Source organism: Pseudomonas sp. SJZ131, from assembly GCF_007828705.1.
GTDB lineage: Bacteria > Pseudomonadota > Gammaproteobacteria > Pseudomonadales > Pseudomonadaceae > Aquipseudomonas > Aquipseudomonas prosekii.
Window position 1 is genome coordinate 1,149,565 of the sequence record NZ_VIVC01000001.1, and the last position, 15,621, is coordinate 1,165,185.

The 15,621-nt window shown below is 60.1% G+C and carries 10 protein-coding genes; 5 read left to right on the top strand and 5 right to left on the bottom strand.

All coding sequences use genetic code 11. From position 1 onward, the window contains the following. Positions 1 to 194: 194 nt before the first annotated feature. The 5 genes from FBY12_RS04850 to tpx all read right to left on the bottom strand — a co-directional run bounded on the left by FBY12_RS04850 (position 195) and on the right by tpx (position 9,865). Positions 195 to 1,676, bottom strand: coding sequence for an efflux transporter outer membrane subunit (locus FBY12_RS04850; protein WP_145251604.1), 1,482 nt, complete (start codon positions 1,674 to 1,676; stop codon positions 195 to 197). Then, the gene (locus FBY12_RS04855; protein ID WP_121734077.1) at positions 1,673 to 4,780 is read right to left on the bottom strand and encodes an efflux RND transporter permease subunit; all 3,108 of its coding nucleotides are present in this window, start codon (positions 4,778 to 4,780) and stop codon (positions 1,673 to 1,675) included. The genes FBY12_RS04850 and FBY12_RS04855 overlap by 4 nt, the downstream gene beginning before the upstream one ends. Continuing rightward, positions 4,777 to 7,881: an MdtB/MuxB family multidrug efflux RND transporter permease subunit gene (locus tag FBY12_RS04860; RefSeq protein ID WP_145251606.1), complete on the bottom strand. Its 3,105-nt coding sequence runs from the start codon at positions 7,879 to 7,881 to the stop codon at positions 4,777 to 4,779. The genes FBY12_RS04855 and FBY12_RS04860 overlap by 4 nt, the downstream gene beginning before the upstream one ends. Continuing rightward, positions 7,878 to 9,188: an MdtA/MuxA family multidrug efflux RND transporter periplasmic adaptor subunit gene (locus FBY12_RS04865; protein WP_145251608.1), complete on the bottom strand. Its 1,311-nt coding sequence runs from the start codon at positions 9,186 to 9,188 to the stop codon at positions 7,878 to 7,880. Before FBY12_RS04865 ends, FBY12_RS04860 begins: the two co-directional genes overlap by 4 nt. A gap of 176 nt (positions 9,189 to 9,364) precedes the next feature. Then, a complete protein-coding gene (tpx, locus tag FBY12_RS04870; protein ID WP_092280777.1) occupies positions 9,365 to 9,865 on the bottom strand; it encodes a thiol peroxidase in 501 nt (166 codons plus the stop codon). Between the two features lie 218 nt (positions 9,866 to 10,083). On the opposite strand from tpx, the gene FBY12_RS04875 reads away from it, so the two are divergent. From FBY12_RS04875 to FBY12_RS04895, 5 genes are all read left to right on the top strand, one after another. After that, positions 10,084 to 10,452 carry a YciI family protein gene (locus FBY12_RS04875; protein ID WP_145251610.1) on the top strand — a complete coding sequence of 123 codons (369 nt, stop codon included), beginning with the start codon at positions 10,084 to 10,086 and terminating at the stop codon, positions 10,450 to 10,452. 373 nt (positions 10,453 to 10,825) lie between these two features. Next, positions 10,826 to 11,572 carry a hypothetical protein gene (locus tag FBY12_RS04880; protein ID WP_371927384.1) on the top strand — a complete coding sequence of 249 codons (747 nt, stop codon included), beginning with the start codon at positions 10,826 to 10,828 and terminating at the stop codon, positions 11,570 to 11,572. A 13-nt stretch (positions 11,573 to 11,585) separates the two neighbouring features. After that, positions 11,586 to 13,073: a DUF1254 domain-containing protein gene (locus FBY12_RS04885; protein ID WP_145251614.1), complete on the top strand. Its 1,488-nt coding sequence runs from the start codon at positions 11,586 to 11,588 to the stop codon at positions 13,071 to 13,073. 120 nt (positions 13,074 to 13,193) lie between these two features. Continuing rightward, on the top strand, positions 13,194 to 14,612 hold the full coding sequence (locus FBY12_RS04890; RefSeq protein ID WP_145251616.1) for a DUF1254 domain-containing protein: 1,419 nt from the start codon (positions 13,194 to 13,196) through the stop codon (positions 14,610 to 14,612). 58 nt (positions 14,613 to 14,670) lie between these two features. After that, positions 14,671 to 15,579, top strand: coding sequence for a transporter (locus FBY12_RS04895; RefSeq protein ID WP_145251618.1), 909 nt, complete (start codon positions 14,671 to 14,673; stop codon positions 15,577 to 15,579). The last annotated feature ends 42 nt before the right edge of the window (positions 15,580 to 15,621 follow it).

A 15,621-nucleotide genomic window follows, 5' to 3' on the forward strand; every position in this document is an offset into this window, starting at 1 on the left:
GGTTTCTCGTGACTGCGCCACCGTACTGCGTCCATTCTCGGCGGGCAAAGTCGGCGATTGTACTGATTGCGCGGAAGAACGCACTGACAAAATGAGCAAAAGGCCATCAAGCCGATGAAACGCTTGTTTGACACAAATTTCAGGCTGTTTTCACCGGCCTGATCGTTCCACGCGGAGCGTGGCAACGATCACGATCATTGTTCTTCGCTGACCTGCAACTGCCCATCCCAGCCGCCGCCCAGCGCGGCGATCAATTGCACACTCGCCAGCAAACGGCTCTGCAGCACGTTCAATACGCTTTGTTCGTTATTCAACGCAGTCGCTTGCACCACCACTACGTCCAGATAAGCGATCAAGCCCGCCTTGTACTGGTTCTCGGTCAGGCGCAACGAATCACGCGCCGCTTCCAGTGCTTCCTGGCGCACCGACGCTTCCTGCTCATAGACCTTGAGTTGAATCAGGTAGTTTTCCACCTCGCGAAAACCGTCGAGCACGGTTTGGCGGTAAGTAGCCACGGTTTCGTCGTACAGCGCTTCGTTGCGGTCGAGTTCCGCCGAGCGCGCGCCGCCGTCGAACAGCGGCAACGTCAGTTTTGGCCCGACCGACCAGAAGCGGTTCGGCAAACTCACCAGATTGCTCGACGTACTGCTGCTGTAACCGCCACTCAGGCTCAGGCTCAAATCCGGGTAATACGCGGCTTTCGCCACGCCGATGTTGGCGTTGGCAGCAATGACCGAGCGTTCGGCGGAAGCAATGTCCGGTCGGCGTTCGAGCAATTGCGACGGCAGGCTCAGGGGGATTTGCGGCAGTTTCGGGATGTCCTGACTTTCCGCCAGATTGAACTCGGCCGGCGGCAAGCCGATCAGCACCGCGATAGCGTTTTCGAACTGCGCACGCTGCCAGATCAAATCCACCAGATCCGCTTGAGTGCTTTTGAGTTGGGTCTGCGCCTGCGCCACCGCGTCCCGCCCGGAGACACCGGCGCGGTACTGGTTCTGGGTCATTTGCAGCGAACGTTGATACGCCGCCACCGTCGATTCGAGCAAACGTTTCTGCTGATCGATCACGCGCAATTGCAGGTAGTTCTGGACCATTTCCGACTGCTGGCTCAGGCGCATCGCCGCGAGATCGGCGAAGCTCGCTTGCGCCGTGGCTTGGTCGGCCTCCAGCCCACGGCGCAATTTGCCCCAGATATCCGCTTCCCAACTGACGCCCAACTCGGTGCTGTAGGTATCGCGAATGCCGCTGGCCGAGCTGCTCAGGCTCGAACTGCTGCTGCCGGCGCCCTGGCTCGAGCGGGTCTTGCCCGCGCTTAAATCCACCGTCGGGTAAAACGCTGCGCGAGCACTTTTGACCAAGGCTTGCGATTGCCGATATCGCGCTTCGGCCTGGGCCACAGTCTGGTTGGCGTTGTTCAGTTGATCGACCAGGCCGTTGAGCTGCTGATCGCCATACAACTCCCACCAGGCGCCCCGCGCGAGGGAATCGCTGGGATTGGCCTGACGCCAACCCTCGGCTTCCTTGTACTGGGCGATTTCCGCGGTTTGCGGGCGCTGGTAATCCGGGCCGACGGCGCAAGCGCTGAGCAGGGTCACACACAGCGCCAGGCTCAACAGGCGCGAGCCCCGGGCCATGACAATCGGTGCAGCCAGAGTGATAAGCGAACGGTCAGTCATAGCGGAGTTTCCAGAGCTGCATCGGTACGTACCCCACGCCATTTATTGAAGCGATGGCGCAGTTTGTCGAGATAGAGGTAAACCACCGGGGTGGTGTAAAGGGTCAGCACTTGGCTGAAAACCAGCCCGCCGATGATGGTCAGACCCAGCGGCTGGCGCATTTCCGCGCCTTCGGCCTGGCTGAGCAGCAGCGGCAGCGCGCCAAGGATCGCCGCCAGCGTGGTCATCAGAATCGGCCGCAGGCGTTGCAGGCAAGCGCTGCGAATCGAGTCCAGCGGGCTCATGCCTTGATGGCGTTCCAATTGCAACGCGAGATCGATCATCAAAATCGCGTTTTTCTTCACCACGCCGATCAACAGGAACAGCCCCAGCAGCGAGATCAGGCTGAACTCGCCACCGAGAAGGTAAATCGACAACAACGCGCCGACCCCGGCCGAAGGCAAGGTCGACAGAATGGTCAACGGGTGAATGTAGCTTTCATAGAGCACGCCCAACACCAGATACACCGCCAAGAGCGCGCCGAGAATCATGAACGGCTGGCTCTTCTGCGTGGCCGCAAACGCATCGGCGGTGCCGGCGACCTTTACGATCACGTCTTCGGGCATGCCGAGCTTGGCAATCGCACGCTCGATGGCCGCCGTGCCCTGCTCCACCGTCACCCCTTCGGCCATGTCGAAGGAAATGCTCTCGGAGGCAAACTGGCCTTCGTGGCTGACCCGGTCATCTTCCAGGCTGTTTTCGTAATGGGCGATGGTCGACAACGGAATCCGCGCGCCATCGGCGGTGATCACCTGGACTTGCTTGAGGGTAATCGGGTCCTGCGCGTATTTCTGATTGACCTCCATCACCACTTTGTACTGGTTGAGGCTGTCGTAAATCGTCGAAATCTGCCGCTGGCTATATGCGTTGTTCAGCACCGAGGTAACCATGTCCATGTCGACGCCGAGGCGCTTCGCCTGATCGCGGTCGACCATCAACGTGACTTGTTGCGCGCCGCCACCCTCGCGCGCATCAATCGCCGTCAACTCGGGCAAGGCACGCAACGCCGTCACGACTTTCGGGTACCACTCGCGCAACGAGCCGAGGTCGGCACTTTGCAGAATGTAGGAATACTGCGCCGTGGTCTGTTCGCGACCGCCGCCGAATTGCAGGTCCTGGTCGGCCATCAGCATCAACTGCGCGCCGGCCACTTTCGGCATCTCCTTGCGCATCCGTTCGATGACTTTTTGCGCAGAGATGTTGCGCTCGTTGATCGGTTTCAAGCGCACCAGCATGAAGGCGTTGTTGGTGCCGTTGGTGCCGCCGATGAAGCCGGCAACGCTCTGCACCGCATCGTCCTTGAGCACTGCGCGGCGGAAGATTTCCATTTTCGGCTGCATCACGCTGAACGACAGGCCGTCGTCGCCACGGACAAAACCGATCAACTGGCCGGTGTCCTGCTGCGGCATGAAGGTTTTCGGCACTACCACGTACAGCGCGACGTTGACCCCGACGGTGATGATCAGGCTGAGCAACGTCAGGCGCCGATGCCGCAACACCCAGTCGAGGCTGGTCGCGTATTTGCCGACCATCCAGTCGTTGGCCCGATGGCTCCAGCGTTGCAGACGATTTTCCTGACCCGGCGTGTGCGGCTTGAGCCAACGCGCGCAGAGCATCGGCGTCAGGGTCAGCGAGACGATCAGCGAAACCACAATCGACGCCGCCAGCGTGATGGAAAACTCGCGGAACAGGCTTTCGATGATCCCGCCCATGAACAGAATCGACAGGAACACCGCGACCAGCGACACGTTCATCGACAACAACGTGAACCCGACTTCCTCGGCACCCAGGTACGCCGCTTTCATCGGCGGCACGCCTTCGTCGATGTGCCGGGAAATGTTCTCCAGCACCACGATGGCGTCGTCCACCACCAAGCCAGTGGCGAGAATCAGCGCCATCAGCGACAGGTTGTTCAGGGAAAAACCGTAGAGGTACATCACCGCAAACGTTCCGACCAGCGACACCGGCACGGCCAATGTCGGAATCAGCGAGGCGCGGAAGTTACCGAGAAACAGGAACACCACCAGAATCACCAGCGCCACGGCGATCAGCAGGGTCATTTCGGCTTCGTGCAACGTCGCTTTGATCACTGGCGAGCGGTCCATCGCCAGGTTCAGCTTGACGCTGGCCGGCAACACCGCTTGCAACGCCGGCAGTTGCGCCTTGATCTCGTTGACCGTTTCGATGATGTTGGCGCCGGCCTGACGGTTGATCACCAGCAGCACCGCCGCGTCATTGTTGAAGAAACCACTGTTGTAGCGGTCTTCGACGCCGTCGCTGACCGTCGCTACATCCTTCAGGCGCAGGGCGGCGCCGTTGTTGTAGTGGATGATCAGCGACTCATAATCCTTGGCTTTTTCCAGTTGATCATTGGCCTGCACCTGCCACAGACGCTGGTCGTCCTCGACCGAACCTTTGGGCCGGCGCACGTTGGCATTGGCGATGGTATTGCGCACGTCGTCCAGCGCCACGCCGTACTGGTTCAGCGCTTGCGGTTCGAGTTCGATGCGCACCGCCGGCAGGGAGCTGCCGCCGATCTGCACTTCGCCGACGCCCTGCACCTGCGACAGGCTCTGCGACAAAATGGTCGAGGCCAAATCGTAGAGCTGACCTTTTTCCAGCACGTCCGAGGTCAGCGACAACACCATGATCGGCGCTTGCGACGGGTTGACCTTCTTGTAGGTCGGCATGCTGCGCATCCCGCTCGGCAACAGGTTGCGCGAGGCGTTGATAGCCGCTTGCACTTCCCGCGCCGCGCCGTTGATGTCGCGGTCGAGGTCGAATTGCAGAATCACCCGCGTCGAACCCTGGCTCGAGCGGCTGCTCATGGTGTTGACCCCGGCGATGGCGCCGAAGGAACGTTCCAGCGGCGTGGCCACGGTCGAGGCCATCACTTCTGGGCTGGCGCCGGGCAGACTGGCCTGCACCACGATCACCGGGAAGTCCATCTGCGGCAACGGCGCCACCGGCAACAGACCGAAACTGACACCGCCGAGTAGCATGATCGCCAAACTCAGCAACATCGTCGCGACCGGGCGCTTGATGAAAGGACCGGAGAGGTTCATGGCTGTTCTACCGTTTCCACGGTGGTGGACTTGCGGCCCCAGCGCCGACCGAGGCGGTCAAAGTACAGGTAGATAACCGGCGTGGTGAACAGCGTCAGCACCTGGCTCAGCAGCAAACCACCGACCATCACCAGACCCAATGGCTGACGCAGTTCGGCGCCGGAGCCGGTGGCGAGCATCAGCGGCACTGCGCCAAACAGCGCGGCCAGCGTGGTCATGAGGATTGGCCGGAAGCGCAGCAGCGCCGCTTGATAGATCGCCTGCTCCGGCGCCATGCCCTGATTGCGCTCAGCGTCGAGGGCGAAGTCGATCATCATGATCGCGTTTTTCTTGACGATGCCGATCAGCAGAATGATGCCGATGATCGCGATCATCCCCAGGTCATTGCCGGTCAACAGCAACGCCAGCAAGGCCCCGACCGCTGCCGAGGGCAAGGTCGAAAGAATGGTGATCGGGTGAATGTAGCTCTCGTAAAGCACGCCGAGCACGATGTACATGGTCACCACCGCCGCCAGAATCAGCAGCAGCGTGCTCGACAGCGAGGCCTGGAACGCTTCGGCCGCGCCTTGGAACTGGGTTTGCACGCCGACCGGCATGCCGATGTCTTCCTGCACTTGTTCGATGATGTCCACCGCGTGCCCCAGCGCCACGCCGGGCGCCAGGTTGAACGACATCATGACCGCCGGGAACTGGCCGATATGGGTAATCGCCAATTGCGCCTGACGCTGCTCGATCCGCGCCAGACTCGACAGGCGCACCTGGCCGCCATCGGTGGTCTTGACGTGAATCTGGTTCAGCGCATCCGGGCCGATCTTCTCCCCGGACTGCGCTTGCAGGACCACGCGGTACTGACTGGCCTGGGTATAAATAGTCGAAATCTGTCGCTGGCCGAATGCGTCGTACAGCGCATCGGTAATGTTCGACACCGACACACCAACCCGCGACGCCGCATCGCGGTCAATCACCAGGAACACCTGCAAGCCCTTGTCCTGCAAGTCGCTGGCAACGTCAGTCAACTCCGGCCGCTGCGCCAGCGCTTCGACCAGACGGCCGCTCCACAGGCTGAGCAATTCCGAATCCGGCGAAGACATGCTGAATTGGTACTGCGTGCGGCTGACCCGGTCTTCGATGGTCAAGTCCTGCACCGGTTGCATGAACAGCCGGATGCCAGTGAGTTTGTCCACTTCCGGTTGCAGCCGCGCGATGATTTCGGTGGCGCTGAGGTCGCGGCCGCTGTGCGGCTTGAGATTGATCAGCATGCGCCCGGCGTTGAGCGTGGCGTTGTCGCCATCGACGCCAATGTATGACGACAGGCTCTGCACCGCCGGGTCAGCCAGAATGATCTTCGCCAGTTGTTGCTGGCGTTCGCCCATTGCCGCGAAGGAAATCGACTGCGGCGCCTCGGAAATGCCCTGAATCACCCCGGTGTCCTGCACCGGAAAGAAGCCCTTCGGCACCACCATGTACAGCACCACGGTCAAGCCCAGCGTGGCGATTGCCACCAGCAACGTCAGCGGTTGATGCTTGAGCACCCACTGCAACTTGCGCCCATAAGCGGCGATCATCCAGTCGATGGTCGCGCCACTGGCGCGGTAGAAACGGCCCTGTTCTTCTTCCTTCGGTTCACGCTTGAGCAGCCGCGCGCACATCATCGGCGTCAACGTCAGCGACACCACGAGGGAAATCAGGATCGCCACTGCCAGCGTGATCGCAAATTCGCGGAACAGCCGCCCGACCACGTCAGCCATGAACAGCAACGGAATCAGTACCGCGATCAGCGACAAGGTCAGGGAAATCAGGGTGAAGCCAATCTGCTTCGCGCCTTTGAGCGCCGCCGTCATCGGGCTGTCGCCCTCTTCGATAAACCGGGAAATGTTCTCCAGCATCACGATCGCATCATCGACCACAAACCCGGTGGCGATGGTCAGCGCCATCAAGGTCAGGTTGTTCACCGAGAACCCGGCGAGGTACATCACGCCGAAGGTGCCGATCAGCGACAACGGCACGGCGACCGAGGGAATGATCGTCGCACTGGCGCGGCGCAGGAACAGGAACGTGACCATCACCACCAGCGCGATGGCGATCAGCAATTCGTGTTGGACGTCAGTGACCGAGGCGCGGATGGTTTGGGTGCGGTCGGTCAACACGGTGACTTCGAGGCCGGCCGGCAGGTTGTCAGTGATGCTCGGCAGCAAAGCCTTGATCCGGTCAACCACTTCAATCACGTTGGCGCCGGGCTGGCGCTGGATGTTGAGCAGCACTGCCTGATTTTCGTTGGCCCACGCGGCCAGCCGTTCGTTCTCGGCGCCGTCGACGATTTCCGCGACGTCCTTGAGCCGCAACGGCGCGCCGTTGGCGTAGGCGAGAATCAGGTTGGCGTAGTCTTCGGGCGAGGTCAGTTGGTCGTTGGCATCGAGCATCGACACCCGCGTCGGGCCGTCGAAGTTGCCCTTGGGCTGATTGACGTTGGAGGCACCGACGAGGGTGCGCACGTCCGAGAGGTTCAAGCCGTTGGCCGCCAGCGCTTCGGGGTTGACCTTGATCCGCACGGCCTGACGCTGACCGCCGGCGATACTGACCATACCGACGCCGCTGATCTGGGCGATTTTCTGCGCCATGCGCGTATCGACCAGATCGTTGAGTTTGGGCAGGAGCATGGTTTTCGAGGTGATCGCCAGGGTCAGCACCGGGGTATCCGCCGGGTTGACCTTGTTGTACACGGGCGGCGCCGGCAGGTCGGTCGGCAGCAGATTGGTCGCGGCGTTGATCGCGGCTTGCACCTGCTGCTCGGCGACGTCCATGTTGATGTCGAGGCTGAAACGCAGGGTCAGCACCGAGGCGCCGCCGGAACTGGTCGAGGCCATTTGCGTCAGGCCGGGCATTTGCCCGAACTGGCGCTCAAGGGGCGCGGTCACCGCACTGGTCATCACGTCCGGGCTGGCGCCGGGGTACAGCGTCATGACGCGAATGGTCGGGTAATCGACCTGCGGCAGCGCCGATACCGGCAGCAGTCGATAGGCGATGATGCCGGCCAGGATAATGGCGAGCATGCTCAGGGTCGTGGCGACCGGGCGCAGGATGAACAGCCGCGAGATGTTCATGCGCCCTTCTTGGCCTTGTCGGTGACAGTCGCGTCAGTGGTCTTGGCGGCGGATTTGCCTTGCAGGTGTTCGGTCGGGCTGGTGGGCACTTCGGTGCTGTCGTTGACCACTTCCACTTCACTGCCTTCTTTCAAACGGTCGGTGCCTTCCAGGACCACCCGATCACCGGCGGCGAGGCCTTCGGTGATGACCGTGTTATCGCCGTCGCTGGCGCCGACTTTCAACGCGCGGACCGTGACTTTCTTGTCACCGTCCATGGCGTAGACGAAGGTGCCGTTGGTGCCGAACTGAATCGCTGCCGAGGGCGCGAGCACCACGTCTTTGAGGGTGTCGGCGAGCAGGTGAACATTGACGAACTGGTTGGGGAACAACGCCTGATCGCGGTTATCGTAGCGCGCCTTGAATTTCAGCGTGCCGGTGGTCACGTCAATCTGGTTGTCGAGGCTTTGCAACACGCCGCTGGCCTGGATTTTCATGTCGCCACGGTCCCACGCTTCGACTGGCAGTTTGGCCCCGGTGTGGTAGCGCGCGAGCACAGTGTCGAGGCTGTTTTCCGGCAGGGTGAACACCACGCTGATCGGCTGCGTCTGGGTGATGATCGCCAGCGCCGTGGTGTCGTTGGCAGCGACGAGGTTGCCGACGTCGAGCTGACGCAAACCGACACGCCCGGTAATCGGCGCGCGGATCTTGGTGAATTCGAGATTGAGTTTGGCGTCGTTGACCGCTGCCTGATTGGTCTTGACCGTGCCCAGATACTGGCCGACCAGCGCTTCGGCGGTGTCCAGGGTCTGCTTGGCAATACTGTCTTCCTTGAAGAGACCGCGATAACGCTCGACATCGACCTGCGCGTTCTTCAGTTGCGCCTGGTTCTGCAGCAACGTGCCCTCGGCCTGGAGCAAAGCGTTCTGGTAAGGACGCGGATCGATCTCGGCAAGCAGGTCGCCAGCCTTGACCATCTGCCCTTCCTCGAAGGCAATCTTCATCAATTCGCCGGCCACGCGGCTGCGCACATTGATGGTGTTCAGCGCCGTCACGGTGCCCAGTGCCCGGTAATACAGCGGGAAGTCACCCTTGACCGCCGGGGCTACGCGCACCGGAATCGGCCCGGACGCGCCGCCGAAGCCTGGCCGCATGGCCCCGGACTTGCCCGTGTGCCCCGCCGCCGCTTTCGGTTTTTCGCCCTCTTTCTGGTCAGTGCCGGCGGGCCAGAATTTCCAGCAAACGACGGCGACGACCAACAGGACAAGCAGGCCGAACAGCCAGCGACGGGAACTACGGGACGAGGATTGCATTGAATGATCAACCATTGGGCGCGTGGGCTTCTTTTACGGGAGGCTGAACGATAAGCACTGGCGGGCATTAAGCAAAGCGCCTTTACCGGCAATTTACCTTCGGCTTACGTATCAGGAGGTCTATCTAAGGCACTGAAGCACAAATGAAAACGGCCTGGCGAGTGCCAGGCCGTTAACAAATGTAAAAAGCCTTACTTCAGAACAGCAAGGGCTGCGTCGTAGTTTGGCTCTTCGGCAATTTCTTTCACCAGCTCGCTGTGCAGCACGTTGTCGTTTTCATCCAGTACCACAACGGCACGCGCGGTAAGGCCTTTGAGCGGGCCGTCTGCGATGGCTACGCCATAGTTTTCGATGAACTCGGCGCCACGCAGGGTCGACAGGTTCTGCACGTTTTCCAGACCTTCGGCGCCGCAGAAGCGTGCCTGGGCGAATGGCAGGTCAGCGGAGATGCACAACACCACGGTGTTGGCGACTTCGTTGGCCTGAGCGTTGAACTTGCGCACCGAGGTGGCGCAAGTCGGGGTGTCAACGCTTGGGAAGATGTTCAGCACTTTACGTTTGCCGGCGAAGCTCGCCAGGGTCACGTCGGACAGATTGCCCGCCACCAGGGAAAAGGCTGGCGCCTTGGAACCGGCTTGCGGCAGTTGGCCGTTGACTTGAACCGGGTTGCCTTTAAGAGTGACTTGAGCCATGAACGGAGTCCTTCTGTTGGAAATATGAAGAGGCCGAAGTTAACCACGAAATCGCCCGACGACCTATGCCCAAACACAAATTGTCATGTGTCGCAGCCTGAATTGGATACAACCTCCCTTTCCATATAAAGAAGCAATTTTTTGCCAGCCGATTGTCGATTACGCGTCCGCCCGTTCGACTAGTCCGTGAATCACTCACCTGCAGCGGAGACAAAACCATGCGATTCATGATCATTGTGAAAGCCAGCCCGGAATCCGAAGCCGGCGTGTTGCCCAGCGAAGAACTGATGACCGCCATGGGCAATTACAACGAGGAACTGGTCAAGGCCGGCATCCTGCTTTCGTGCGATGGCCTCAAGCCCAGCAGCCACGGCGCCCGCGTGCGTTTCTGCGGCGAAAACCGCACGGTGATCGACGGCCCGTTTGCCGAGACCAAGGAGTTGATTGCCGGGTATTGGCTATGGGAAGTCAAATCCACAGAAGAAGCCATCGAATGGGTCAAGCGCTGCCCTAACCCGATGCCGGGCAACGAGGCGGAAATCGAGATTCGGCCGATCTATGAAGCCGAAGATTTTGGCGATGAATAGACGCCGCAATTGCGCGAACAGGAAGCTCGGTTGCAAGAAGCGGTGAAGAAGCGCTGAGCGCGATCCTGCCGAGTCACCTCAATCATGCGGCCCAAACCACTGTTTCGTATTAACTTTTCAGTACATGAAAAAAACCGTGAACCAATAGCCAAAACCAAAGAATTAATCCATTCGACTGGATAACCCGCCGTTAGCTGCTAGCTTCAAAAGACGTGTTCTAAAGGCCTGATCGGAAAAAGACTACGAAAAAGACCACGAGAGAGACCACGTGGTTAAGGCCAAAAACAGGGCCACTTCGTCCACTGAGCCACCAAGGAACCGGGCAATCATGTCGAAAAATCTGGCAGCGCGCGCACTGTCGGTGGTGGCACTCATGGCGCCTGCCATTTGTGCTCACGCGGATAACGCCGAGGAAGCCAACAAAAGTAACAACCCACTGAACCTGGCGCCCGGCGCCAATCTTCAGGACTACTACACGCCAAAAATCTACGACACCAATGTGCACACCAATGACGCGTTGTTGCGCGGCACGTTGCCGGTCGCGCCCAATGACTTTATCGGCGTGCCGCAATTGCTTCGCGCGACGTTGCCGATCAGCACCCGCCCCGACCCGCATAACGGTTACAGCACCGGCATCGGTGATCTCAACCTGTTCGATATCTTTTTGCTCAAGACCGACGGCGTGCAACTGGGCATCGGCCCGCAGATCACCGCGCCCACTGCCGAGCAGGACGAGTTGGGCACCGGCAAATGGCAGGCGGGGCTGGCTGCTGTCGCGATTGATTCCTCGCCGCGCGGGCTGCTCGGCGCACTGATCCAGTACCAGAGCTCGTTCGCCGGTGACCATGACCGCGCCCACGTCGAGTCCGCGACGATGCAGCCTTTCATCATTCATAACCTGGAGAAAGGCTGGTACTTGCGTTCGACCGGCACCTGGACGTTCGACCTGAAAAACGACACGCATTACATCCCCATCGGCTTGGGCGGCGGCAAAGTCTGGAAGTCCGGCAGCAACATCTTCAATGCGTTTGTTGAACCGCAGTGGACCGTTGAACGCAAGGGCGACGGCTTGCCGCAGTTCACGCTGTTTGCCGGGATCAATGTGACCTTCGGAAAGTAAACAAGGAGTTTTTATGCACGTTGCACTTCGTGCCGCAGGTTTCAGCCTGATGACGATGTTCGTCAGTTGTGGCGTCGGCGCCAATGCCCAAACCCAAACCCAAGCCCAAAATCAGCCACGGCAGCTCGAAACCCGCATCGGCAAAGTCGCGATGGAGGGCGAGTTGCCGGCCCACGAGTCAATTGCCAAGCTGTACGCCGAACTGGATTTCCAACAGGCGACCCAGAGCTATTTGTGGGCCTTGCCGCTGGTGTCATACGCGCAATGGCAGGAAGAATTTCGCAGCAAACTAGGCGCCCACAGTGGCGACCTGATGGTGCTCAACAGTTACGAAGACAAACTCGGCGTGATCACCGCCAATGCCACCACGCCGTACATTCTCGGCTTCGTCGACCTCAACGAAACCGGGCCGCTGGTGATAGAACTGCCGCCGGGCCCCACCGCTGGCGGCATCGGTGATTTCTGGCAACGGGCGATCATCGACATGGGCCAGACCGGCCCCGACAAGGGCAAGGGCGGCAAGTACCTGGTGCTGCCACCGGGCGCGGAACCACCGGCCGATGCCGGCCAGTATTACCTGGCGAAATCGCAAACCATGAACGTGCTGGTGGGTTTCCGCGTGCTCGACCCGGACCCGGCCAAAGGCAAAGCGCTGGTCGAGCAATTCAAAATGTACCCCTACGCCAACCGTGCCGAACCGGGCAAAACCAAGCTGCTGTCGCCCGGTGGCAAAAGCTGGTCCGGGACCCAGCCACGCGGCCTCGCTTATTGGGAGCGCCTGCACCAGATCATCCAGAAAGAGCCAGTCAACGAGCGTGACCGTTTCTACATGGCGATGCTCGCGAGTCTGGGCATCGAGAAAGACCGGCCGTTCAATCCCAACAACCAGCAACGCGCAGCGCTGGAACAAGGTGCGCAGGTCGGCGAGTTGATCGCCAAGGCCAACACGTTCGCCAAGCGTTTCCCGGACGCGCAGTACTGGAAAGACCGGCAGTGGGACACCGTGCTGAACATTGCCGAACCGTCGCAGCGCGTCGCGTATTACGACCAGTTGTGGGAGCGCAGTGCCTGGTTCTATGAAGCGGTGACCAACACCAAAGGCATGGTTTCGAAAACTCCCGGGCTCGGCCAGACCTACCTCGGCGCCTACACCGATGCCAAAGGCAACTGGCTCGACGGTGGGAAAAACTATCGCTTGCACGTTGGCGCGAACCCGCCGGCCAAGCAATTCTGGTCGATGACCGTGTACGACATCGACAGCCGTTGCCTGATCGACAATCCGCAACGCAAGGCCGATCTGTCCTCACGTCAGGACCTGAAAAAGAACGCCGACGGCTCGGTGGACCTGTACTTCGGCCCCACCGCGCCCAAGGGGTTCGAGAACAACTGGGTGCAAACCGTGCCGGGCAAACACTGGTTCAGCTACTTCCGTTTGTACGCGCCGACCGAAGCGTATTTCGACAAGAGCTGGAAGCTCGATGACATCGCCCTGGTGGAGTGAAGCCAGGCGCACACATCCTCAGCTGAACGGATCTCCCGTGGCGAGCAAGCTCGCTCGCCACAAGTCATCAGGTGTTTGAACTGACTCGTCACTGACGGGATTAATTTGAAGGGATACGCAATGCACTTCACCAAAGCCCCGCGTCTATTGCTTGCCAGCCTCTCTATCCTGCTAAGCGCGGGCGCCTGGGCCGATTTCACCGCCACCCCGCAGGAAGCCCGCGGCATCGCTAAAGAAGGCTACCTCTATGGCTTCCCCATCGTCGAAATGTACAAAACCCTGTACACCCAAGCCGTCGACAAGAGCAGCGAGAATTTCAAGGCACCGTTCAACCACATCGGCAACACCGCCAAGGCGTTCACCGCCAAAGACACCGCGTTTGTCACGCCCAACGCCGACACGCCCTACTCCTTCATCTGGATGGATTTACGCGCCGAACCCTTGGTGCTGACCCTGCCGCCAATCGAAGAGCAGCGATATTACTCGGTGCAACTGATCGACCTTTACACGCAAAACTTCGCTTATCTGGGCAGCCGCAGCACCGGTAATCAGGGCGGCCATTTCATGATTGCCGGGCCAACCTGGCAGGGCCAGCAACCGGTCAATATTGATCGCATGCTGCGCAGCGAAAGCGACATTGCCTACGCGCTGTACCGCACGCAGTTGTTCGACGCCAAGGACTTGGCCAAGGTCGAGCAAATCCAGCACGGCTACAAGGTCGAAACCCTCAGCCAATACCTCAAACAGCAGGCCCCGGCCGCCGCGAAAGCCATCGACTGGCCAAAACCGCTGCCGACCATGAGTGACACCCCGGAGCTGTTCCGCTACCTGAACTTCATGCTCGCCTTCGCCCCGGCGCAGGACGTGGAAAAAGACCTGCTCGCACGTTTCGCCAAGATCGGCATCGAGGCCGGCAAACCGTTTCGGTTGACCGACCTGAGGGCGGAACAGCGCCAAGCCCTCGAAGACGGCATCAATGATGCCAAGGCTGAATTTGCCGAATTCAAGAAAAGCAAAATCGACACCCACCAGGTCAGCAGCGGCGATTTTTTCGGCACTCGCGATCACCTCAAGGGCAATTATCTTTACCGCTACGTCGGCGCCAACGTCGGGATTTTTGGCAACTCCGCCGAAGAGGCGAACTACATCGGTTACTTCGTCGACAAGGATGGGCAGTCGGTAGACGCGTCAAAACACAACTACACCCTGCATTTCGACAAGGGCGCCCTGCCCCCGGCCGATGCGTTCTGGTCGCTGACGATGTACGACGGCAAGAACAAATTACTCGTCGCCAACCCGTTGAACCGCTACCTGATCAACTCGCGAATGCTCCCCGACCTCAAGCTCGACGCCGACGGTGGGCTGACTCTGTACGTACAAAACAAGGCCCCGGCCAACGACCTGCAAAGCAACTGGCTCCCCGCGCCAGACGGGCCGTTTTACGGCGTGCTACGCCTGTACCTGCCGAGACCGGAAGTCGCCAGCGGCCAATGGAAAATGCCATTGCTGAACAAAGTCGAAAAACCGGTCGAGCAATAAGTTGAGAAAGAAGTTGAGGACGAAGTCCATGAACAGTCGCATGCAACGGAGCAACACAATGGGTTCGAAGACTTCAAGGAATGTCGGTCTGACGGTACTGACGCTGGCGATCACCCCGCTGCTGAGCCACGCCGACAACGCTCGCGACTGGCAGAACCTGCCGACCGACCTGAACATGGTGTTCGGTTATTACAACCGTATCGACAGCAACACGCCGATCGATACCTCGCTGCCGATTGACGGCTTGTCGCTGAATGCCGACCTGTACATCGCGCGTTTTGCGCGCTCGTTTGCGATTGACGGACGCAACAGCGCGATTCAGATCCTGCAGCCCTACGCGGACATTTCCGCGTCGTTCGACAACGCGCAATTCTTCAACGGCACCAAGCACAACGGCGGCATGGCCGACACCCAATTCGTACTGGTGCACAACCTGTTCGGCGGTCCGGCGCTGACCAAAGAGGAGTTTGCCAACTGGACCCCGGAAACCTTCCTCACCGGCGCCCTGTGGATCACCGCGCCGACCGGTGATTACGACAAGGACCGGGTGATCAACATCGGCTCCAACCGTTGGGCGTTCAAACCGGAAATTGCCTTCGGCACGCCGATTGGCCCGACCTGGCTGGAGTTCAACACTTACGTCTCGCTGTTCGGCGACAACGACGATTATCACGGCGACGGCACCCTCGAGCAAAAAGCGCTGTACGCCATCGAAACCCACTACAGCTACACCATCAACCGCGCGTTGTGGGCCTCGCTCGACGCCACTTACAACCGTGGCGGCGAAACCAGAATCAACGGTGACTGGCAGGACAACAAACAGGAAAACGCCCTGTTCGGCGCCTCGGTCGGTTTCATGCTGTCGCCGCAATTCGGCGGCATGCTGGCTTACTCGGACACTGTTTCGGAACGCACCGGCTCGCCGGATGTGAACACCTGGACCTTGCGCCTGCAATACGCCTGGTAAGGCGCCGACGTCAGATTTATTCCCGGGGCATCATAAAAAGGG